Consider the following 22,221-nt stretch of genomic DNA (forward strand, 5'->3'; position numbering starts at 1 on the left):
CGAGAGGTGATGATGAATCTTACCAGTATTCCTGCGTTGCAGGATAACTACATCTGGACACTGACAGATGATGACGGGAAATGCCTGATTGTCGATCCCGGCGAGGCACAGCCGGTGTTGGAAAAAATGGCCGCCAACGGCTGGCAACCGGTCGCCATTCTGTTAACCCATCACCATAACGATCACACCGGTGGGGTAAAAGCGCTGTGTGAGCAGTTCCCGCAGCTTGAGGTTTTCGGTCCAGAGGAAACCGTCAGTAAAGGGGCAAAAACCCGGGTTCGCGAAGGTGATCGGGTCGAGGTAATGGGTTTGTCCTTTGAGGTGATCGCCACGCCAGGACACACTTTAGGACATATCTCATATTACAGCGCACCTTATCTTTTTTGTGGTGATACGCTGTTTTCAGGCGGCTGTGGACGTCTTTTTGAAGGGACCGCCGAGCAAATGTACCATTCCTTTCAAAAGCTTAATCAGTTACCGGGCGAAACACTGGTCTGCTGCGCACATGAATATACTTTATCCAATTTGAAGTTTGCTGCGGCTATTCTGCCCCATGACCCGCAAATAACGGCTGAATATCAGAAAATTAAGGACTTACGCGCCGAAAATGGCATTAGTTTGCCAACAAAACTGGCGCACGAACGGTCAATAAATTTATTTCTTCGTACGCAAGATCCTGATTTGCAAAGGGCTTTAAGCGTTAATTCGCCTGCAGAGCCGGTATGGCAAACATTTGCCGTTCTACGCGAGAAGAAAGACGCTTTTTGATTTTTCGGGTTGTGTTGTGAAAAGTCGTCACGTATAGTTGCTCGTCTTTTAAGCGAACTATTGACACACACATGAAGGCTAAAGCGATATTACTCGCCTCGGTCTTGCTGGTGGGATGTCAGGCATCACGGAATGACGCCAATATCCCCGAACAGCATGCCCAGAGTCTGTCTTCAGCTGGTCAAGGTGAAAATGGAAAGTACGGAGACGAGTTTTTGTCGCCGCGTTGGCAGGAAGATGGAACTGGCCTCGCAGCAGACGCAGATCTCTGGAGTTTCATTAGTGACGAGTTGAAGATGGGGATTCCGGAAAACCCGGCAATCCGCGAACAAAAAAGAAAATTTTTAAAAAATAAGAGCTATCTCCACGATGTAACATTACGGGCAGAGCCGTACATGTACTGGATAGTCGAGCAGATACAGAAACGTAAAATGCCGATGGAACTGGTACTGCTACCCATAGTGGAGAGCGCTTTTGATCCTCATGCAACCTCATCCGCCAATGCCGCTGGTATCTGGCAGATTGTTGCGGCAACGGGTCGAAACTATGGTTTGAAACAGAACCAATATTACGATGGGCGACGCGATGTGGTCGCATCCACCAAAGTTGCGCTGGATATGATGCAGCGTCTTAACACCATGTTTGACGGTGACTGGTTACTGACCATTGCCGCCTACAACAGTGGTGAAGGGCGGGTGCTCAAGGCGATTAAGCAGAATAAGGCGCGCGGTAAGCCGACGGACTTCTGGCACTTATCGCTGCCACGCGAAACGACGGTGTATGTGCCGAAAATGTTAGCCCTGAGTGAGCTGCTCAAGAATAACAAGCGTTACGGTATCAAACTGCCGACACCGAACGAAAGCCGTGCTCTGGCACGGGTGGAAGTGGGTCAGCAGATTAAACTGACGCAGGCTGCCGAAATGGCGGGTATGTCGCTCACTAAGTTAAAGAGCTTCAATACTGGCTACAAAGGCGGTGCAACAGCGCCAAACGGACCGCACTATATTATGGTGCCCAAGTCCAACGTCGCGAAGTTGCGTAACTCACTGGCATCGGGTGATATCGCAGCCGTGCAACCGACCCAGTTGGCGAAAGCCAGCGCCAGTGGCGGTTACAAAGTGCGACGGGGTGATACCCTGTCAGGGATTGCCTCGAAACTTGGCGTTAGCGTGAGCACACTGAAGCAGGATAACAACCTGCGCGGTGCTGATATCCGACCGGGTCAGACTCTGACTATCGGTTCGAATGGCACCCGACTGGCTGATAACGGCAACAGCATCACCTATCGTGTTCGTAAGGGTGATTCTCTTGCCAGTATTGCACGGCATCACGGCGTCAATATCAAAGACGTGATGCGCTGGAACAGTGTGCTGGACAATGCGAAAGATATTCAGCCCGGCGATAACTTAACGCTGTTTGTGAATAATAACGCGAATCCTGATACCTGATACGTTGAAAAGGCTGACAATTGTCAGCCTTTTTCTTTTATTTGCCCCGCTTGTTCACCCTTCCTGCCCTGCCGCGACAGCCGGATTAACTTACGCCATCCGCACCGATTAGCCTCTTGGGTTAAACTCCACCAGTAACGGATTATGGTCAGACGCACGCGTGACCAGCACCGAGGCTTCACTCACCGCCAGATCGCGATAAAAGACGAAGTCCAGCGGACGGCCAAACGCTTTACGACGATGATCGGCGGTAAACATTACCTCCTCCAGCTTCATCCGATGGGCAAAGCGATAGAGCGCATTAATGCGCTGGCGGCTCCAGGCATTGAAATCCCCTGCCATAATCACCGGTCCGCGATGGTGCATGATCTGTTCGCCAATCGGTCCCAGCTGCTTGCTATAGACATCGATGCCTAAACTAAAGTTGACCGCATGGATGTTCACCACCATCAGCATATCGCCGGTGGGTAACGGGTAGGCGGTGACCAGCGCCGATTTTGCCAGCCTGAGAAGCGGCTCACGCTCGCGCAGTGGACAACAGTAGACTGGGTGAGCCGAAGCCAGCGTCATCACGCCTGAGGGGTGCTGAGGCAGCACAAAGGCGGGCACCTGATCGGCAGCCAGATAATTGCTGGTGGCGAACTGCACCAGCTCCGGAGTGGTCTGCGCCTCCTGCAACAGCACCAGATGAGCGTCTTTGCCGAATCCTTCCAGTACTGACATCCAGTCGGCACGCTGCTGTTTGAAGATATTCCATACCAGAACTTTCAGGTTGGGATGAGCGGGCAATGGCGCGCCGGGTGGCAGTCCCTGACCGAGATGTAGCATCGCGCCCGGCGGAAAAATCTGTTCCGCTGGTTGTCCCGCAACATATCGCATTGCATAAGTTTTTTTGCGCACTTTCCCGCCTGGCTGATGATTCAAAAACAGATAACACTGATCTGTTATAGGGATTTTAGACCGGGGTTTCAATGGATGCTGATCAATGTCGGAATCCATGCCGCTTTTCGTCAGCAAATCCGCCTTTTTTGTCCGGTCTGGCTCTGTTACCCCGCTAAAAGGCACCGCGCTATTCGGCCAGAGGTTGAACAAGCCCCTATAATGATGACAAATAATGGCCTCACACCCCAGTCTATCGGTCCGGTAACCGATTTTACGTCACTATACGGAGAGGAGTCATGAAGGCGTCTTCCGACGAGCTGAAAGTGTTTGTCAGTGTAGTAGAAAGTGGCAGCTTCAGTCGTGCTGCTGAGCAGATGCAGATGGCGAACTCTGCTGTCAGCCGGACGATAAAAAAGCTTGAGGGCAAGCTGGGCATTGCGTTACTGACCCGGACTACTCGTCAACTGGCGCTGACTCAGGAGGGCGAGCGCTATTTCCGTCATGTGCAACGCTTTTTGCAAGAGATGACCCGTGCGGAGAGCGAGTTGATTGAGAGCCTGCAGGCACCTAAAGGGTTGTTGCGTATCGATGCCGCGACGCCGGTGATCCTGCATTTACTGATGCCGATGATCAAACCGTTCCGTGCGCGCTATCCGGAAATTACGCTCTCTCTGATCTCTTCAGAGAGCTTTATCAACCTTATTGAACGCAAAGTTGATGTGGCCATTCGCGCAGGCAGCCTGACGGATTCTACGCTGCGCGCACGACTGCTGTTTAATAGCTACCGCAAGCTGGTTGCGTCGCCAGCCTATCTGGCTGAATACGGCATGCCGAAAACAGTCGCGGATCTGGCTCAACATCGCTGTCTCGGCTTCGCTGACCCGTCACGTCTCAACCGCTGGCCTGTCGCCCAGGAAAATGGCGAACTTTACGATATCAGGTGGGAAATTGCGTCTAACAGCGGTGAAACCATCAAGCAGTTGAGCCTGAACGGTAACGGCATTGCCTGCCTGTCTGACTATATGATCGATCGCGAAATTGCTGAGGGGGAACTGATTGAGGTGCTGGCAGAGCAGCGTTTGCCGGTTGAGATGCCCTTTAATGCCGTTTATTACAGTGACACTGGTCTGAGTCAGCGGGTACGCGCCTTTATCGATTTTCTCAGTGAGTGGACCGCCGATCAACCCTGGCGGATCGAGGATCGTTCGGCGACAGAATCACCTTAACTGGCCCGATTGTACGTGCGATTGCAGATTTTCGCAGCGCTGCCGTAAGACCACGCCAGCTTTCTTCGCCGCAATGGAAAAAGCCCTGACCGTTAAGTCAGGGCTTTCCAATTAAGTGGCGGAACGGACGGGGCTCGAACCCGCGACCCCCTGCGTGACAGGCAGGTATTCTAACCAACTGAACTACCGCTCCACCGATTCTTTCACAGCTGTCAGCAACTGGCTGATGGCCGTCTGTTCCTGTTTTTTCCTTGTCAGGGGAAAAGGAACGAATTTGATGCCTGGCAGTTCCCTACTCTCGCATGGGGAGACCCCACACTACCATCGGCGCTACGGCGTTTCACTTCTGAGTTCGGCATGGGGTCAGGTGGGACCACCGCGCTACAGCCGCCAGGCAAATTCTTTGTGCATGAAACGAACCTTTTCCGCCGTGACCGCGCTGCCATCGCTCAGCCGCACCGGTCACATACTTCCGTATGCTCCCGCTGACGTCATCGCTCTGCGCCCTGTCTCGCCGCAAAATCTTTCGTTTCCGCAAATAATTATCCGGAAAACAAGCTGAAAATCGTGTCTCTTAAAAACGCCTCTGGCGTTGTAAGGTTAAGCCTCACGGGTCATTAGTACCGGTTAGCTCAACGCATCGCTGCGCTTACACACCCGGCCTATCAACGTCGTCGTCTTCAACGTCCCTTCAGGACTCTCAAGGAGTCAGGGAGAACTCATCTCGGGGCAAGTTTCGTGCTTAGATGCTTTCAGCACTTATCTTTTCCGCACTTAGCTACCGGGCAATGCCATTGGCATGACAACCCGAACACCAGTGGTGCGTTCACTCCGGTCCTCTCGTACTAGGAGCAACCCCCCTCAATTCTCCAGCGCCCACGGCAGATAGGGACCGAACTGTCTCACGACGTTCTAAACCCAGCTCGCGTACCACTTTAAACGGCGAACAGCCGTACCCTTGGGACCTACTTCAGCCCCAGGATGTGATGAGCCGACATCGAGGTGCCAAACACCGCCGTCGATATGAACTCTTGGGCGGTATCAGCCTGTTATCCCCGGAGTACCTTTTATCCGTTGAGCGATGGCCCTTCCATTCAGAACCACCGGATCACTATGACCTGCTTTCGCACCTGCTCGAGCCGTCACTCTCGCAGTCAAGCCAGCTTATGCCATTGCACTAACCTCACGATGTCCGACCGTGATTAGCTGACCTTCGTGCTCCTCCGTTACGCTTTAGGAGGAGACCGCCCCAGTCAAACTACCCACCAGACACTGTCCGCACCCCGGATCACGGGGCCACGTTAGAACATCAAACATTAAAGGGTGGTATTTCAAGGTTGGCTCCACGCAGACTGGCGTCTGCGCTTCAAAGCCTCCCACCTATCCTACACATCAAGGCTCAATGTTCAGTGTCAAGCTGTAGTAAAGGTTCACGGGGTCTTTCCGTCTTGCCGCGGGTACACTGCATCTTCACAGCGAGTTCAATTTCACTGAGTCTCGGGTGGAGACAGCCTGGCCATCATTACGCCATTCGTGCAGGTCGGAACTTACCCGACAAGGAATTTCGCTACCTTAGGACCGTTATAGTTACGGCCGCCGTTTACCGGGGCTTCGATCAAGAGCTTCTCCTTGCGGATAACCCCATCAATTAACCTTCCGGCACCGGGCAGGCGTCACACCGTATACGTCCACTTTCGTGTTTGCACAGTGCTGTGTTTTTAATAAACAGTTGCAGCCAGCTGGTATCTTCGACTGGCTTCGGCTCGGGGAGCGAGTCCCTCCACCTACGCGCCAGCGTGCCTTCTCCCGAAGTTACGGCACCATTTTGCCTAGTTCCTTCACCCGAGTTCTCTCAAGCGCCTTGGTATTCTCTACCTGACCACCTGTGTCGGTTTGGGGTACGATTTTGTGTTACCTGATGCTTAGAGGCTTTTCCTGGAAGCAGGGCATTTATCACTTCAGCACCGTAGTGCCTCGTCGTCACGCCTCAGTGTAAAGTGAACCGGATTTGCCTGGAACACACACCTACACGCTTAAACCGGGACAACCGTCGCCCGGCCGATATAGCCTTCTCCGTCCCCCCTTCGCAGTAACACCAAGTACAGGAATATTAACCTGTTTCCCATCGACTACGCCTTTCGGCCTCGCCTTAGGGGTCGACTCACCCTGCTCCGATTAACGTTGAACAGGAACCCTTGGTCTTCCGGCGAGCGGGCTTTTCACCCGCTTTATCGTTACTTATGTCAGCATTCGCACTTCTGATACCTCCAGCATGCCTCACAGCACACCTTCGACGGCTTACAGAACGCTCCCCTACCCAACAACGCATAAGCGTCGCTGCCGCAGCTTCGGTGCATGGTTTAGCCCCGTTACATCTTCCGCGCAGGCCGACTCGACCAGTGAGCTATTACGCTTTCTTTAAATGATGGCTGCTTCTAAGCCAACATCCTGGCTGTCTGTGCCTTCCCACATCGTTTCCCACTTAACCATGACTTTGGGACCTTAGCTGGCGGTCTGGGTTGTTTCCCTCTTCACGACGGACGTTAGCACCCGCCGTGTGTCTCCCGTGATAACATTCTTCGGTATTCGCAGTTTGCATCGGGTTGGTAAGCCGGGATGGCCCCCTAGCCGAAACAGTGCTCTACCCCCGAAGATGAGTTCACGAGGCGCTACCTAAATAGCTTTCGGGGAGAACCAGCTATCTCCCGGTTTGATTGGCCTTTCACCCCCAGCCACAGGTCATCCGCTAATTTTTCAACATTAGTCGGTTCGGTCCTCCAGTTAGTGTTACCCAACCTTCAACCTGCCCATGGCTAGATCACCGGGTTTCGGGTCTATACCCTGCAACTTAACGCCCAGTTAAGACTCGGTTTCCCTGCGGCTCCCCTATACGGTTAACCTTGCTACAGAATATAAGTCGCTGACCCATTATACAAAAGGTACGCAGTCACCCCATAAAGAGGCTCCCACTGCTTGTACGTACACGGTTTCAGGTTCTGTTTCACTCCCCTCGCCGGGGTTCTTTTCGCCTTTCCCTCACGGTACTGGTTCACTATCGGTCAGTCAGGAGTATTTAGCCTTGGAGGATGGTCCCCCCATATTCAGACAGGATACCACGTGTCCCGCCTTACTCATCGAGCTCACAGCATGTGTGTTTTTGTGTACGGGAGTATCACCCTGTACCCTGCGACTTTCCAGACGCTTCCACTAACACACAAGCTGATTCAGGCTCTGGGCTGCTCCCCGTTCGCTCGCCGCTACTGGGGGAATCTCGGTTGATTTCTTTTCCTCGGGGTACTTAGATGTTTCAGTTCCCCCGGTTCGCCTTGCAGCACTATGTATTCATGCTGCAATGATGCACTGAGTGCACCGGGTTTCCCCATTCGGACATCGACGGCTGTAGCGGTTCATATCACCTTACCGTCGCTTTACGCAGATTAGCACGTCCTTCATCGCCTCTGACTGCCAGGGCATCCACCGTGTACGCTTAGTCGCTTAACCTCACAACCCACAGGCGTTTTTCAACGCTGCGTGTTGCAAGCATTTGAGAGACTCGAACATATCGTGTTTTTCATTCTTATTACGGAGAATGAAAACGACATGTCGTTTCAATTTTCAGCTTGTTCCGGATTGTTAAAGAGCAAATATCTCAAACGCGGCTCCGCTGCTTACGCAGCCGAATCGGTTTTGAGATACTTCGTGGAGACACCTTTCACCTGTCACCAAGCAAGTGGCGTCCCCTAGGGGATTCGAACCCCTGTTGCCGCCGTGAAAGGGCGGAGTCCTAACCGCTAGACGAAGGGGACACGATAGTGTCACGACTTCGCAGCCGTCTTGCTCATTACTTTTCTATCAGACAATCTGTGTGGACACTGCGCGGGAAGGTATCTTCAGGTAAGGAGGTGATCCAACCGCAGGTTCCCCTACGGTTACCTTGTTACGACTTCACCCCAGTCATGAATCACAAAGTGGTAAGCGCCCTCCCGAAGGTTAAGCTACCTACTTCTTTTGCAACCCACTCCCATGGTGTGACGGGCGGTGTGTACAAGGCCCGGGAACGTATTCACCGTGGCATTCTGATCCACGATTACTAGCGATTCCGACTTCACGGAGTCGAGTTGCAGACTCCGATCCGGACTACGACGCACTTTGTGAGGTCCGCTTGCTCTCGCGAGGTCGCTTCTCTTTGTATGCGCCATTGTAGCACGTGTGTAGCCCTACTCGTAAGGGCCATGATGACTTGACGTCATCCCCACCTTCCTCCGGTTTATCACCGGCAGTCTCCTTTGAGTTCCCGACCGAATCGCTGGCAACAAAGGATAAGGGTTGCGCTCGTTGCGGGACTTAACCCAACATTTCACAACACGAGCTGACGACAGCCATGCAGCACCTGTCTCAGCGTTCCCGAAGGCACCAATCCATCTCTGGAAAGTTCGCTGGATGTCAAGAGTAGGTAAGGTTCTTCGCGTTGCATCGAATTAAACCACATGCTCCACCGCTTGTGCGGGCCCCCGTCAATTCATTTGAGTTTTAACCTTGCGGCCGTACTCCCCAGGCGGTCGACTTAACGCGTTAGCTCCGGAAGCCACTCCTCAAGGGAACAACCTCCAAGTCGACATCGTTTACGGCGTGGACTACCAGGGTATCTAATCCTGTTTGCTCCCCACGCTTTCGCACCTGAGCGTCAGTCTTTGTCCAGGGGGCCGCCTTCGCCACCGGTATTCCTCCAGATCTCTACGCATTTCACCGCTACACCTGGAATTCTACCCCCCTCTACAAGACTCAAGCCTGCCAGTTTCAAATGCAGTTCCCAGGTTAAGCCCGGGGATTTCACATCTGACTTAACAGACCGCCTGCGTGCGCTTTACGCCCAGTAATTCCGATTAACGCTTGCACCCTCCGTATTACCGCGGCTGCTGGCACGGAGTTAGCCGGTGCTTCTTCTGCGGGTAACGTCAATCGACGCGGTTATTAACCACATCGCCTTCCTCCCCGCTGAAAGTACTTTACAACCCGAAGGCCTTCTTCATACACGCGGCATGGCTGCATCAGGCTTGCGCCCATTGTGCAATATTCCCCACTGCTGCCTCCCGTAGGAGTCTGGACCGTGTCTCAGTTCCAGTGTGGCTGGTCATCCTCTCAGACCAGCTAGGGATCGTCGCCTAGGTGGGCCATTACCCCGCCTACTAGCTAATCCCATCTGGGTTCATCCGATAGTGAGAGGCCCGAAGGTCCCCCTCTTTGGTCTTGCGACGTTATGCGGTATTAGCCACCGTTTCCAGTGGTTATCCCCCTCTATCGGGCAGATCCCCAGACATTACTCACCCGTCCGCCACTCGTCACCCAAGGAGCAAGCTCCTCTGTGCTACCGTCCGACTTGCATGTGTTAGGCCTGCCGCCAGCGTTCAATCTGAGCCATGATCAAACTCTTCAATTTAAGTTTGATTTGCTTAAACAAGTTAAGCGGTGCTCATCTGTAAAACGTCATAATGAATTTCATTATGTGTTCACTCGTGAGGCTTGATATTTTTTACGTCCGGAGACGCTGATATCAATCCTGCGAGTGCCCACACAGATTGTCTGATAAATTGTTAAAGAGCAGTGCGAGCAGCGGGTTAACCGTCTGTCGCGAGGTGGCGTATATTACGCTTTCCTCCTTCAGAGTCAACCTCTATTTCAGAAGTTTTTCTCCGGCGGCGCAGTCTCCTGTGCCTGCTGACCCGTTACTCCGTAAGCCGGTGTTCCGTGTCAGTGGAGGCGCATTATAGGGGACGCTTCAGATAGCGCAAGTGCAAATTTAAACTTTTTTGCTGTTCGTCTGAAATTTGCACAAAAGCGCCGTTTTAGCCCTGTTTGATGCGTGCTGGCAGCGCGGCGAGGCTATCAATCACCCAGTCTGCTGCAGCTTCGCCTTCAGCGGTGACCGGCTTACCACTACGGACCAGTACTTTCTTACCCACGCCTGCAGCCTGACCCGCCAGCATATCTTCCAGCTTATCGCCCACCATATAAGAAGCCGCCATATCAATGTGCAGTTCCAGCTGCGCCGTTAACAACATCCCCGGCTGTGGTTTGCGGCAATCACACACCTGGCGAAACTCTTCAACAGTCGCCTCAGGATGATGCGGACAGAAATAGATGCCATCGAGATCCACATCACGATCGGCTAATGACCAGTCCATCCATTCGGTCAGCCGCATAAAGGTATCTTCGGTAAACATGCCGCGCGCAATACCAGACTGATTGGTCACTACGACCAAAGCAAAACCCATCTGCTTCAGTTGTTGTAGCGCCTCAATCGTGCCGTCAATGAACTGGAAGTTATCAATTTCATGGACATAGCCATGGTCGACGTTGAGGGTGCCATCGCGATCAAGAAAAATGGCTGGGACTTTATTCGCCACGTAGAAACTCCTGCTGTAAAAATTGCCGATCAGTATCGCATGATTGCTATAAAAGGGAGAATGCCAGATTGAATCACTTCCATTGATTTAGACGTCTGGATGCCTTACCATCCATCCAGCTTTGACAGCATATCAGGCTTAACCGCCTGCCACACCACGGACAACGCAACACGATAATAAATAACGTAATGATTAAATTAGAAAATATCACTAAGGTGTTCCAGCAAGGCAACCGCACCATTCAGGCGTTATCTGACGTCAGTCTGCACGTGCCTGCCGGACAAATTTATGGCGTCATCGGGGCTTCCGGTGCCGGCAAAAGTACATTGATCCGTTGCGTTAATCTGCTTGAGCGCCCGACTTCAGGCCGGGTACTGGTAGATGGTGCTGACCTGACTGCACTTAGTGAACGCCAGTTAACCCAGGCGCGTCGTCAGATCGGTATGATCTTTCAGCACTTTAACCTGATGAACTCCCGTACCGTCGCCGGCAACGTTTCACTGCCGCTGGAGCTGGGTAACCTGTCACGCGAGCAGATTAAGGCGCGGGTCGCTGAATTGCTGGAGCTGGTCGGCCTGTCCGATAAGCATGATGCCTGGCCCGCAAACCTTTCAGGCGGCCAGAAGCAGCGCGTCGCCATTGCCCGCGCTCTGGCCAGTAATCCTAAGGTGCTGTTGTGCGATGAAGCCACCAGCGCGCTCGATCCGGCCACGACCCGCTCGATTCTGGAGCTGCTGAAAGACATTAACCGCCGTCTCGGCCTGACCATCCTGCTGATCACTCATGAAATGGATGTGGTGAAACGCATCTGTGACCAGGTCGCGGTTATCAGTCAGGGCGAACTGATCGAGAAAGACAGCGTCAGTGAAGTCTTCTCGCATCCGAAAACGCCGCTGGCGCAGCAGTTCATTCAGTCAACGTTGCATCTGGATATCCCGGATGACTATCAACAGCGTCTTTCCGCCGTCGCCAGCCATGACAGTGTGCCGCTGCTGCGTCTGGAGTTCACCGGTAAATCGGTCGATGCGCCACTGTTGTCGGAAGCGGCCCGCCGTTACAACGTCAATAACAACATTATCAGTGCCCAGATGGATTATGCCGGCGGTGTGAAGTTCGGCATTATGCTGGCCGAAATGCACGGCACAGAAAGCGATACCCGTCAGGCCATCGCCTGGCTGCAGGAGAATCACGTGAAAGTAGAGGTGTTAGGTTATGTCTGAGGCGATGATGTGGTTGCTGGGGCGCGGCGTATGGGAAACGCTGATGATGACCTTTGTCTCGGGCTTCTTTGGCTTTGTGCTGGGGCTGCCGGTCGGCGTGCTGCTGTATGTCACCCGTCCAGGCCAGATTCTGCAGAATCAGGGACTCTACCGGGTGCTCTCGGCGCTGGTGAATATTTTCCGTTCGATTCCCTTCATTATTCTGCTGGTCTGGATGATTCCGTTCACCCGCGTCATCGTCGGCACTTCAATTGGCTTACAGGCCGCCATCGTGCCGTTAACCGTCGGTGCCGCACCTTTTATTGCGCGTATGGTGGAAAACGCCCTGCTGGAGCTGCCAACCGGACTGATTGAAGCGTCACGCGCGATGGGCGCCACGCCAATGCAGATCGTCCGTAAGGTTCTGCTGCCGGAAGCGATGCCAGGCCTGGTCAACGCCGCGACGATTACCCTGATTACGCTGGTCGGTTACTCAGCAATGGGTGGTGCAGTCGGCGCTGGCGGTCTGGGTCAGATCGGTTATCAGTACGGTTATATCGGCTACAACGCCACCGTGATGAATACGGTATTGGTGTTGTTAGTGGTTTTGGTGTATCTCATTCAATTCTGTGGCGACCGCATCGTACGTGCGGTGTCCCATAAGTAAGCCAGCAATAACACTATTAAGGAAAGGATATGTCTTTCAGATTTAAAAAAATTGCCGCTGTGGGTGCACTGATTGGCGCGATTGCGCTGGCAGGATGCGATCAAAAAGAGAAAGATCCCAATCATATCAAAGTGGGCGTGATTGTCGGTGCTGAGCAGCAGGTAGCTGAAGCGGCACAGAAAGTCGCGAAAGAGAAGTATGGCCTCGACGTTGAGCTGGTGACGTTTAACGATTACGTGCTGCCTAACGAAGCGCTGAGCAAAGGCGATATCGACGCGAATGCCTTCCAGCATAAACCGTATCTGGATCAGCAGATCAAAGATCGTGGTTATAAGCTGGTCTCCGTCGGTAACTCCTTCGTCTACCCAATCGCGGGCTATTCGAAAAAGATTAAATCACTGGATGAGCTGCAGGACGGCGCTCAGGTGGCGATTCCCAACGATCCGACCAACCTGGGCCGTACCCTGCTGCTGCTGCAGAAAGTGGGTCTGATCAAACTGAAAGATGGCGTGGGCCTGCTGCCGACCTCGCTGGACATCACCGAGAACCCTAAGCATCTGAAAATTGTTGAGCTGGAAGCACCGCAGCTGCCGCGTTCACTCGACGATCAGCAGATTGCGCTGGCGGTCATCAACACCACCTACGCCAGCCAGATTGGTCTGACACCAGCCAAAGACGGTATCTTTGTCGAAGATAAAGATTCCCCTTACGTGAACCTGATTGTGGCGCGTGAAGACAATAAAGATGCGGAAAACGTGAAGAAATTCGTTGAGGCTTATCAGTCTGACGAAGTCAGCGAAGCCGCGAATAAAGTCTTCAACGGCGGCGCCGTTAAAGGCTGGTAATACGGTTACTCATTTCTACCAGGGCGGCGCGATGCCGCCCTTTCTGTTATTGGGTCTCCTGCCCGACTTGTTATTTATTCTGGTCCTTGTTTCAATAACGCCACTTTTTGAAACCTGAGGATGTTGCCATGCGTTTTTTACCGCTCTGCTTGTTAGCATTGATGCTGACCGGGTGTGTCCATGAATATCACCCGATAAGCAGCGCACCTTCTCGTCCGCAGCAATCCAGCGAACCGGCCCGCAAACCTGCGTCGCGTCCTGCACCGGTTAAGCTCTACACCGATGCGGCTGACCTGGTCAGCAAACCGTTCCGCGATTTGGGCGAAGTCTCGGCTGAAGATTGCCAGATCAGTAACCAGAACTCGCCGGCTAACATCGCCACCGCGCGTAAACGCCTGCAGATCCGCGCCTCGCAGATGAAAGCCAACGCGGTGCTGCTGCATAAATGTGAAATTGTGACCGGAACGCCAGGCTGCTACCGCCAGGCGGTATGCCAGGGTTCGGCGCTGAAAGTCAGTAATCAATGAGTGAATTCGCCTTTGCGCAAATTGGGGTAATCCGCTCACCGTGGAAAGAGAAGTTTGCCGTACCGCGCCAGCCCGGTCTGGTGCAGGACGGCGGCGGCGAGCTGCACCTGCTGGCACCCTATAACCAGCCGGAAGCGGTACGCGGGCTGGAAGCCTTCAGTCATCTCTGGCTGCTGTTCGTGTTTCATCAGACCATGGCCGGTGGCTGGCGACCGACGGTCCGTCCGCCCCGGCTCGGCGGCAATGCGCGCATCGGGGTGTTCGCGACCCGCTCAACCTTCCGCCCTAATCCGATTGGCATGTCGCTGGTTGAGCTCAAGGGCATTCATGTCGACAAACAGCAGGTGATCCTGCAGCTTGGCAGTCTGGATCTGGTCGACGGAACGCCGGTGGTTGATATCAAACCCTATCTGCCGTTTGCGGAAGCGATACCGCACGCCGAGGCTGGTTTTGCTCAGGCCGCACCGGCGGCTGATATGCCGGTCCGCTTCTCGGCTCAGGCGCAGCAGCAACTGCAACAGCAGCAGGTGCGCTACCCGCATCTGGCGCGCTTTATCAGTGAGGTGCTGGCGCAGGACCCTCGTCCCGCTTACCGTAAAGGTGAAGTGGAGCAACGGGAATATGCCGCCTGGCTGATCGATTTTAATGTGCGCTGGCGCATCGACGAGGCCGGAACGGAAGTGATCGCCATCGACCCGCGTTAAAACCCGCTTTTGAGCCGGTGATCTCACTGGTACACTAGCCGCCAGCAAAATTCTGTCTGTGACTTTCCGATCAACTGGAATCGTAATCAATGCGTACTACTCAATATCTGCTCTCTACTCAGAAAGAGACGCCTTCCGACGCTGAAGTGATCAGCCATCAGCTGATGCTGCGCGCCGGAATGATCCGCAAACTGGCTTCTGGCTTGTACACCTGGTTGCCGACCGGGGTGCGCGTGCTGAAAAAAGTCGAAAACATCGTGCGTGAAGAGATGAACAACGCCGGCGCGATTGAGATTTCAATGCCGGTGGTGCAGCCTGCCGACCTGTGGCAAGAGAGCGGTCGCTGGGAAGAGTATGGCCCGGAACTGTTACGTATTGCCGATCGCCACGATCGTCCATTCGTGCTGGGTCCGACGCATGAAGAAGTGGTCACTGATCTGATCCGCAACGAGCTGAGCTCTTATAAGCAGTTGCCGCTGAATCTGTATCAGATTCAGACCAAATTCCGTGATGAAGTGCGCCCGCGTTTTGGCGTGATGCGTTCACGTGAATTCATCATGAAAGATGCTTACTCGTTCCACGTTTCGCAGGAGTCACTGCAGGAAACGTACGAGGCGATGTATCGCGCTTACAGCCAGAGCTTCACCCGCATGGGACTCGATTTCCGTGCGGTGCAGGCGGATACCGGCTCGATCGGCGGCAGCGCGTCACATGAGTTCCAGGTGCTGGCGCAGAGCGGCGAAGATGATGTGATCTTCTCTACTGACTCTGACTATGCGGCTAACATTGAACTGGCCGAAGCCGTTGCCCCAGCTGGCGAACGCGCCGCGCCGACCCAGGAAATGCGCATCGTTGATACCCCAGATGCCAAAACCATCGCCGAACTGGTTGAGCAATTCCAGCTGCCGATTGAGCAGACGGTGAAGACGCTGATCGTCAAAGGTGCGGAAGAGAGCGGCCATCCGCTGGTTGCCCTGCTGGTCCGCGGCGATCATCAGTTGAATGAGATCAAAGCGGAAAAAGCGGAGATCGTCGCTGCGCCGCTGGTGTTCGCCACCGAAGAAGAGATCCGGGCTGCCGTCGGTGCGGGTCCGGGTTCTATCGGTCCGGTCGGGCTGAAGATGCCAATCATCGCCGACCGTACCGTGGCGAAGATGAGTGATTTCAGCGCTGGCGCAAACGTCGACGGTAAACACTATTTTGGCATCAACTGGGAGCGCGATCTGCCGCTGGCCAGCGTGGCGGATATCCGTAACGTGGTCGAAGGCGATCTCAGCCCGGATGGCAAAGGCACGCTGCAGATTAAACGCGGCATCGAAGTGGGTCACATCTTCCAGCTCGGCACCAAATATTCTGACGCGATGAAAGCCTCGGTTCAGGGTGAAGATGGCCGCAATCAGGTGATGAGCATGGGCTGCTACGGCATCGGCATCACCCGTGTCGTCGCGGCGGCGATTGAACAGAACCATGATGAACGCGGCATTATCTGGCCTGCGGCGCTGGCACCGTTCGAAGTGGCGATTCTGCCAATGAACATGCAGAAATCGTTCCGGGTTAAAGAGCTGGCGGAAGAGCTCTACGCGACGCTACGCGCCAAAGGTGTGGATGTCATTCTGGATGACCGTAAAGAGCGTCCGGGCGTGATGTTTGCCGACATGGAACTGATTGGTGTGCCGCACACCATCGTGATTGGCGATCGCAATCTCGACAATCAGGAGATTGAATATAAAGCGCGCCGTGCCGGTGAGAAGCAGATGATTAAGCAGGATGAGATCGTCGACTTCCTGCTGAAGGCTCTGAATAAGTAAGTTCTTAGCGATAGTCAAAGCGGGCTGAATCTGGCCGCAACGGATGAACTCAACGCGAAGGAAACCGGATCAGAATAGGAAAGCGTCCCGCCGCCCGGATAAAAACGCCGGGAGCGTTTTGAACAACGCATAGCGTTGGCCCGTCTATGGGCGCACCTCAGGGATGAGGTGCGTAATTGTGCGGGCCGAGCGGCCATAGATGGCTTTAGCGACTTTCCGATCTGACCTTGTTCTCTGAGCAGGCTCGATTTCATCGCCGCACGAACCTGACTTTTTCAGCTCTCAAACGCCCCGCTTGCGGGGCGTTTTTTATTGTACTTTGCCGCGCATCGACTTAGTGGTACTGCGCCGTGCTTTCCCCTCCAGCCGTCGCTCTTTAGAAGCGCGGGTCGGCCGCGTCGCGCGTCGGGCCTTTTCCACCGTACTCAGTTCCCGAATCAGATTCACCAGACGCTGAAGCGCGGCTTCACGGTTCATCTCCTGACTGCGATGCTCCTGCGACTTAATCACCACGATTCCTTCGCGGGTAATCAAATGATGACTGGCGCTCAGCAATCGCTGTTTATAAAAGTCCGGCAACGAGGACGCGGCGATATCGAACCGCAAATGTATCGCCGTGCTGGCTTTATTGACATGTTGTCCTCCGTTGCCTTGCGCACGAATCGCGGTCAGCTCAATTTCACTTTCCGGGATTTCAACACTGCGTGACAGCATAATCATCTGCCACCTTCCCCTGCGCTTATGGCGCTTACTGCCGATAACCTGTTCATCAACTTAACCTTTTGTGCTTTGACTCTTTCCGCGTCAGACAGCGGAATCTGTCACTTTAGCAGTGATTTGCGCGCTGTTCCTGCTTTAAGCGGGCTGATTTCCTGCAAATGGCTGTGATATAGTCGCCAGTTAACCAGAGTATTGACGCTCTGCTGAGGAGGGCCACGTGCAAAATTATTGTGAGTTAGTTCGCCGAAAATATGCCGAAATCGGCAGCGGGGATTTAGGTTACATACCCGATGCGATTGGCTGCGCATTGAAGGCGCTTAATGATATTGCCGCAAATACTGCGCTAAACTCTTCTGTCAGGGAACAGGCGGCCTACGCCGCTGCTAACTTATTGGTGAGCGACTATGTTGATAAATGAAGCGTACCAACCCATCAATTGCGATGATTACGACAATCTGGAACTCGCCTGCCAAAATAACTGGATGCTGTCGCTGGAGATGAAAAATGGCGAGCAGCTCAAGGCGAAGGCCGGCGAGATATTTTCACGCAAGAATGTGGAATATCTGTCCATTGATCTTGCCGGTGAAACCCGCGAGTTACGCCTCGACCATATCGCCAGCTTCAGTCACCCTGAACTGGGAACGGTCGTTGTCAGCGCAGAATAATCCACGTTTTCCGGGCGGGACTTTCCCGCCCTCTTCCGTTTCAGGGTTGTAACGACCCGTAGTAGGCCGCCAAATCTGCCATATCGGCATCACTTAATCCCGCGACGAACGCTTTCATCACTTCAGCCTGCCCCCCGTTACGCTCACCTTTCTTATAAGCCTGCAGGGCATGTTCAAGATATTCAGCGTGTTGCCCGGCCAGATTGGGATAGAGCGGCACCGTGGCTTTTCCTGCTGCACCGTGACAGGCCATGCAGCTGGCTGCCTTCTGCGCCCCACTCTGCGCATCACCCGCCGCCCAGGCCGGTAGCGCGGCGGCCACTAAACACGCCGCGATCCACGTTTTCATCATTGCTCTCCTGCGTTTCTATTTCGAATGCCAGACAACCTGCCAGCCATCCGAATCGATGGCCGCGCCCTCACGGGTAATGAAAAGATCCGGCGCGCAGATCAGCGTCTGGTTGTAAAAAATTAATGGAATCCGTTCGCGTTGCCACGGCGGAATGTGCAACGCCTGCCACAGCTTCTTCATTTCCCGTCCGCCGCTACGCCCTGCCAGATGAACCTGGCCCTGCGCATGGAACCGCACGCTGATCTGCTCATCCGGCTGGGGAAGACGTAACGGGCGCTGGGCCTGGCTGGCCTGCAGCAGGCCAAGATTGTCCGGCAACGCCAGCGGCTGGCTAATATCGGGCCACGCCAGCTGGATATCGCGTAGTGAGCTGAGCCGCGGCAGCCAGTAGAGCTGCTGGCGATAGCGTCGCAGTTCAGCCTGACCAGACTGCAGCCGCGGCTGGGCATCTTCGCGACTCGCCATCACTTCATGACGGATACGGTTCAGCGCATCGCGTGACGGCATCGATCCACCCTGCCCGGCAATCCAGCGGCGCAGCAGCGCATTGGCGCGCGCCTCACTCATCGTCAGTAAAGGTGGAAAGTGTAAGCTGCCGTCGGGCTGAGTCAGTGCGGCGAGCTGTTCGGCCAGCAGCTCATCCAGCAACTGCTCCTGCTCAGCACAGAGTGCCGCGCTGCGCGCCGTCGCCTCGGCAAAATGGGGCCAGCGCTGACTCAGTTCCGGCAGCAGACGCTGGCGCAGAAAGTTACGGTCGTAGCGCAAATCCTGGTTGCTCTCATCCTCAACCCACACCAGTTGATGCGTTCGGGCATAGTGCTCCAGTGACTGGCGGGAATGATTAAGCAACGGACGTAGCAGGCGATGCGCGCCCAACATGCGGGATGGCGGCATCGCGGCTAAGCCCGCCGGACCACTGCCGCGCTTCAGCGCCAGCAAAAAGGTTTCGCACTGATCGTCGAGATGCTGGGCAGTGAGTAACGTTTCGCCAGGCTGTAGCGCCGCGCTCAGTGCCTGATAGCGGGCAGTGCGGGCGGCGGCTTCAATGCCGCTGTCGCGGCTATCGATCCTGACCCGCAGCACCTCGCAAGGTAGCTGCCATTGCTGGCAGAGCGCCAGACAGTGCGCCGCCCAGCGATCGGCATTAGGACTCAGGCCGTGATGAACATGCAGCGCCCGCAGGCGGGATTGAGGAGAGTGCTGCTGCCAGCGCCATGCCTGATGCAGCAGGACGGTGGAATCGAGTCCGCCACTGAACGCCACCACCAGCGCGGCATCCGGTTGCAGCAAAGAATCAAGAGCGGACAAAGACATGGTGCAATCCAGACAATCGGGCCACCGGATGTGGCCCACTGAGCGCGCTATTTTACGCCTGATAAAGCTCCAGCGGCAAACCATCTGGATCGGCAAAGAAGGTGCACTGTTTACCGGTCAGCTCATCAATTCGGATCGGTTCGCACACCACGCCTTTCTCCGCCAGCGTTGCGGCGGCGGCGGCGACATCCGGCACGGTAAACGCGAGGTGACGCAATCCGCAGGCTTCAGGATGACTGACCCGTGCCGGCGGCTCAGGGAAAGAGAAGAGTTCGATGGTGTACTGGCCCTGTAACGCCAGGTCCCCTTTCCAGGAGTCGCGCGCTTCGCGGTAATATTCGCCCATCAGGCTGAAGCCCAGCACGTCACAATAGAACGCTTTGCTGCGCTGATAATCTGACGCGATGATCGCAATGTGGTGGATAGCCGTTAACTGCAGCATTTCAATTCCTTAATTTCAGACGAGCGCCTACCTTACGCAGGCACCCGATAGCTGACAATCTACAAAGTTCTTAACTGGCGTCGTTTTTCAGCACCCGAACGCGATATTCCCCTTCGTCGGTCAGCGTGGCACCATGGATATCGGTTTCAAAGCCCGGATAGTGGCGGCCAATGCTGCACAGCATTAACAGGAAATCGAGTACCGCACGGCTCTGTTCCGTGATCATCTCACCCGGCATCACCAGCGGCACGCCCGGCGGATAGGGTAAAATCATGTTGGCTGACACCCGCCCGACCAGCTCGCTGATATCGACGGTTTCAATATTGCCTTTCACCTGCTGCTGGAAAGCCTGATGCGGCGTCATTTTCATCTCCGGCAACACATCAAACGCCTGCAGCATCAGACGCGGCAGATCGTGATGGCGGATCAGCTGATGGATGCCCTGCGCCAGCGTCTGGATCCGCATATTGCGATAGAAGTCGGGATCTTCAGCGTAGAGATCCGGCAGCATATTTTTCACCCGCAAATTGAGATCGTAAGCGCGCTTGAACTCAGTCAGTCCGCGCAGCACGCTCATCGCTTTGGTTTTGTCGATGCCAATACTGAACAGGAACAGCAGGTTGTAAGGGCCGGTTTTCTCTACCACGATGCCGCGTTCATCCAGAAACTTCGCCACCAGCGCAGCCGGGATCCCCTCTTCGGCCATCTCACCCAGTTCGCTCATACCCGGCGTCAGGATGGTGACCTTGATCGGATCGAGATACATGTGATCGCGATCGGCCTGGGTAAAGCCGTGCCACGCCTCGTCGCCAGGCTGGATCGGCCAGCACTGCGCCTCATCGATCTGTTCCGGCTGCCAGATATCAAAGAACCAGCTGTCAGACTCTTCACGCAGACGCTGGATCTCGCGGCGGAAATGCAGCGCGCGCTCTACCGAACGGTTGATCAGCCGCTTGCCCGGATTACCGCGCAGCATCGCCGCCGCGGTTTCAATCGACGAGACAATGGCGTAGTTCGGCGAAGTGGTGGTATGCATCATGTAGGCTTCGTTAAAGGTCTGCTCGTCGTAGTCGCCTTTAATATGAATCATCGACGCCTGTGAAAAGGCCGCCAGCAGCTTGTGGGTCGACTGGGTTTCGTACACCACTTTGCCCGGAATACGTTCGCCGCTCATGCCGCTTTTACCGGCGTAAATCGGGTGAAAATTGGTATAGGGCACCCAGGCGGAATCAAAGTGAATCGACGGCACATCCAGCGTCTCTTTAATGTACTGGGTGTTATAGAGCAGGCCGTCATAGGTCGAGTTAGTGATCACCGCATGGACCGGCCAGCTGGCACGTTCCGTGGCCGCGACTTTCTGTGTGATGCTGGCGCGGGTAAATTCCTGTTTTGGAATCCCGCCAAGAATACCCAGCGCGTTGCGGGTCGGCTTCAGCCAGATCGGGATCAGATCGCTCATCATCAGCAGATGCGTCAGAGACTTGTGGCAGTTACGGTCGATCAATACCGTGCTACCGGCCGGTGCCGCATACATGCCGACAATTTTATTTGAGGTCGAGGTGCCGTTGGTCACCATGTAACTTTGCTCCGCGCCAAAGGTGCGCGCCACATACTCTTCCGCTTCCAGATGCGGACCGGTGTGATCGAGCAGCGAGCCCAGTTCAGTCACTGAGATCGAGATATCGGACTTCAGGGTATTCGCGCCGAAGAAATCGTAGAACAGGCAGCCGACCGGACTTTTCTGGAAGGCGGTCCCCGCCATGTGACCGGGCGTGCAGAAGGTATATTTCCCCTCTTTGACATAGGTGAACAGCGCTTTGGTCAGCGGCGGCGTAATGTGGTCAATGTAGTCATCGGTGTACTGGCGGATATGCAGCGCGATATCGTCGGCGGCATTGAGCGCGTATTCAAAGAAGTGCAGCGGCATCCGCATCTCATTGATGCTGATATCCATCTGCGAATGGGTGTTGATGAAAGCATAGAGCGGCAGGTATTCGTTGAGCTGATTGATCTCGCCACAGAGTTCCGGGCTGTTATGCGCGTCCCAGTCGAAGATCACGCCGCTGATACGCGGATTGTGTTCAATCAGTTTCAGAAGATCGTCGCTGTTTTTTGGGTAAAGTAGCTGAAAACCCTGCAGATTTAATGCCGCGTCGAGTTCACGCAACGGCTCATCTTTATAAAACACGCCGTGCGCGCCCATGATCGCCAGAATATTCAATGCTCACCTCCCTTTGTCGTGGCATCGGA

The 22,221-nt window shown here is 54.6% G+C and carries 18 protein-coding genes, 2 tRNA genes and 3 rRNA genes; 11 read left to right on the forward strand and 12 right to left on the reverse strand.

Annotated elements, in window-relative coordinates; genetic code table 11:
• Positions 1 to 12: 12 nt before the first annotated feature.
• Together gloB and mltD are read left to right on the forward strand one after the other, a co-directional pair.
• Positions 13 to 768 carry a hydroxyacylglutathione hydrolase gene (gene gloB, locus LZU96_RS16325; protein WP_233988219.1) on the forward strand — a complete coding sequence of 252 codons (756 nt, stop codon included), beginning with the start codon at positions 13 to 15 and terminating at the stop codon, positions 766 to 768.
• Between the two features lie 71 nt (positions 769 to 839).
• The gene (gene mltD / locus LZU96_RS16330) at positions 840 to 2,216 is read left to right on the forward strand and encodes a murein transglycosylase D (RefSeq protein ID WP_233985224.1); all 1,377 of its coding nucleotides are present in this window, start codon (positions 840 to 842) and stop codon (positions 2,214 to 2,216) included.
• Positions 2,217 to 2,324: 108 nt separating this feature from the next.
• Here the strand turns inward: mltD and LZU96_RS16335 are convergent, their stop codons facing one another.
• Positions 2,325 to 3,116, reverse strand: coding sequence for an endonuclease/exonuclease/phosphatase family protein (locus LZU96_RS16335; protein WP_094120479.1), 792 nt, complete (start codon positions 3,114 to 3,116; stop codon positions 2,325 to 2,327).
• Between the two features lie 278 nt (positions 3,117 to 3,394).
• Here LZU96_RS16335 and yafC point away from each other — a divergent pair, with 278 nt between their 5' ends.
• A complete protein-coding gene (gene yafC, locus LZU96_RS16340) occupies positions 3,395 to 4,324 on the forward strand; it encodes a DNA-binding transcriptional regulator YafC (protein ID WP_233985225.1) in 930 nt (309 codons plus the stop codon).
• 116 nt (positions 4,325 to 4,440) lie between these two features.
• Here yafC and LZU96_RS16345 read toward each other — a convergent pair.
• The 6 genes from LZU96_RS16345 to gmhB all read right to left on the reverse strand — a co-directional run bounded on the left by LZU96_RS16345 (position 4,441) and on the right by gmhB (position 10,728).
• Positions 4,441 to 4,517, reverse strand: a tRNA-Asp gene (locus LZU96_RS16345).
• 86 nt (positions 4,518 to 4,603) lie between these two features.
• Positions 4,604 to 4,719: ribosomal RNA gene (rrf, locus tag LZU96_RS16350) — 5S ribosomal RNA — on the reverse strand.
• Positions 4,720 to 4,920: 201 nt separating this feature from the next.
• Positions 4,921 to 7,825 (reverse strand): 23S ribosomal RNA (locus LZU96_RS16355).
• Between the two features lie 230 nt (positions 7,826 to 8,055).
• Positions 8,056 to 8,130: transfer RNA gene (locus LZU96_RS16360), tRNA-Glu, on the reverse strand.
• Between the two features lie 89 nt (positions 8,131 to 8,219).
• Positions 8,220 to 9,761, reverse strand: a 16S ribosomal RNA gene (locus LZU96_RS16365).
• The 16S, 23S and 5S rRNA genes sit together here with 2 tRNA genes alongside, the layout of an rRNA operon.
• A gap of 406 nt (positions 9,762 to 10,167) precedes the next feature.
• On the reverse strand, positions 10,168 to 10,728 hold the full coding sequence (gene gmhB, locus LZU96_RS16370) for a D-glycero-beta-D-manno-heptose 1,7-bisphosphate 7-phosphatase (protein ID WP_233985226.1): 561 nt from the start codon (positions 10,726 to 10,728) through the stop codon (positions 10,168 to 10,170).
• A 188-nt stretch (positions 10,729 to 10,916) separates the two neighbouring features.
• On the opposite strand from gmhB, the gene metN reads away from it, so the two are divergent.
• The 6 genes from metN to proS all read left to right on the forward strand — a co-directional run bounded on the left by metN (position 10,917) and on the right by proS (position 16,478).
• Positions 10,917 to 11,948: a methionine ABC transporter ATP-binding protein MetN gene (gene metN / locus LZU96_RS16375; RefSeq protein WP_233985227.1), complete on the forward strand. Its 1,032-nt coding sequence runs from the start codon at positions 10,917 to 10,919 to the stop codon at positions 11,946 to 11,948.
• Positions 11,941 to 12,594, forward strand: a complete 654-nt coding sequence (locus LZU96_RS16380; protein WP_009091958.1) for a methionine ABC transporter permease MetI — start codon at positions 11,941 to 11,943, stop codon at positions 12,592 to 12,594. The genes metN and LZU96_RS16380 overlap by 8 nt, the downstream gene beginning before the upstream one ends.
• Before the next feature lie 29 nt (positions 12,595 to 12,623).
• Positions 12,624 to 13,439 carry a MetQ/NlpA family lipoprotein gene (locus tag LZU96_RS16385; RefSeq protein WP_233985228.1) on the forward strand — a complete coding sequence of 272 codons (816 nt, stop codon included), beginning with the start codon at positions 12,624 to 12,626 and terminating at the stop codon, positions 13,437 to 13,439.
• Between the two features lie 128 nt (positions 13,440 to 13,567).
• Positions 13,568 to 13,966 carry an Rcs stress response system protein RcsF gene (rcsF, locus tag LZU96_RS16390; RefSeq protein WP_233985229.1) on the forward strand — a complete coding sequence of 133 codons (399 nt, stop codon included), beginning with the start codon at positions 13,568 to 13,570 and terminating at the stop codon, positions 13,964 to 13,966.
• Positions 13,963 to 14,670 carry a tRNA (N6-threonylcarbamoyladenosine(37)-N6)-methyltransferase TrmO gene (gene tsaA, locus LZU96_RS16395; RefSeq protein ID WP_233985230.1) on the forward strand — a complete coding sequence of 236 codons (708 nt, stop codon included), beginning with the start codon at positions 13,963 to 13,965 and terminating at the stop codon, positions 14,668 to 14,670. Before rcsF ends, tsaA begins: the two co-directional genes overlap by 4 nt.
• Positions 14,671 to 14,759: 89 nt before the next feature.
• A complete protein-coding gene (gene proS / locus LZU96_RS16400) occupies positions 14,760 to 16,478 on the forward strand; it encodes a proline--tRNA ligase (RefSeq protein ID WP_233985231.1) in 1,719 nt (572 codons plus the stop codon).
• A gap of 309 nt (positions 16,479 to 16,787) precedes the next feature.
• On the opposite strand, the gene arfB is transcribed toward proS, so the two are convergent.
• Positions 16,788 to 17,198 carry an alternative ribosome rescue aminoacyl-tRNA hydrolase ArfB gene (gene arfB / locus LZU96_RS16405; RefSeq protein ID WP_094120992.1) on the reverse strand — a complete coding sequence of 137 codons (411 nt, stop codon included), beginning with the start codon at positions 17,196 to 17,198 and terminating at the stop codon, positions 16,788 to 16,790.
• 217 nt (positions 17,199 to 17,415) lie between these two features.
• On the opposite strand from arfB, the gene LZU96_RS16410 reads away from it, so the two are divergent.
• Both LZU96_RS16410 and rof read left to right on the forward strand, forming a co-directional pair.
• The gene (locus LZU96_RS16410; RefSeq protein WP_031375293.1) at positions 17,416 to 17,616 is read left to right on the forward strand and encodes a YaeP family protein; all 201 of its coding nucleotides are present in this window, start codon (positions 17,416 to 17,418) and stop codon (positions 17,614 to 17,616) included.
• Complete coding sequence (gene rof / locus LZU96_RS16415; protein WP_233985232.1) at positions 17,603 to 17,863, forward strand: Rho-binding antiterminator; 261 nt, start codon at positions 17,603 to 17,605, stop codon at positions 17,861 to 17,863. The genes LZU96_RS16410 and rof overlap by 14 nt, the downstream gene beginning before the upstream one ends.
• Positions 17,864 to 17,903: 40 nt before the next feature.
• On the opposite strand, the gene LZU96_RS16420 is transcribed toward rof, so the two are convergent.
• From LZU96_RS16420 to LZU96_RS16435, 4 genes are all read right to left on the reverse strand, one after another.
• A complete protein-coding gene (locus LZU96_RS16420) occupies positions 17,904 to 18,212 on the reverse strand; it encodes a c-type cytochrome (RefSeq protein ID WP_233988220.1) in 309 nt (102 codons plus the stop codon).
• An 18-nt stretch (positions 18,213 to 18,230) separates the two neighbouring features.
• Positions 18,231 to 19,529 (reverse strand): tRNA lysidine(34) synthetase TilS, encoded by a 1,299-nt coding sequence (gene tilS / locus LZU96_RS16425; protein ID WP_233985233.1) that lies wholly within the window; start codon positions 19,527 to 19,529, stop codon positions 18,231 to 18,233.
• A 52-nt stretch (positions 19,530 to 19,581) separates the two neighbouring features.
• Positions 19,582 to 19,971: a VOC family protein gene (locus LZU96_RS16430; protein WP_233985234.1), complete on the reverse strand. Its 390-nt coding sequence runs from the start codon at positions 19,969 to 19,971 to the stop codon at positions 19,582 to 19,584.
• Positions 19,972 to 20,041: 70 nt separating this feature from the next.
• Positions 20,042 to 22,192 carry a lysine decarboxylase LdcC gene (locus tag LZU96_RS16435; RefSeq protein WP_233985235.1) on the reverse strand — a complete coding sequence of 717 codons (2,151 nt, stop codon included), beginning with the start codon at positions 22,190 to 22,192 and terminating at the stop codon, positions 20,042 to 20,044.
• Between the last annotated feature and the right edge of the window lie 29 nt (positions 22,193 to 22,221).

It is taken from the genome of Pantoea agglomerans, from assembly GCF_021397715.1.
GTDB classification, from domain to species: Bacteria; Pseudomonadota; Gammaproteobacteria; order Enterobacterales; family Enterobacteriaceae; genus Pantoea; species Pantoea astica.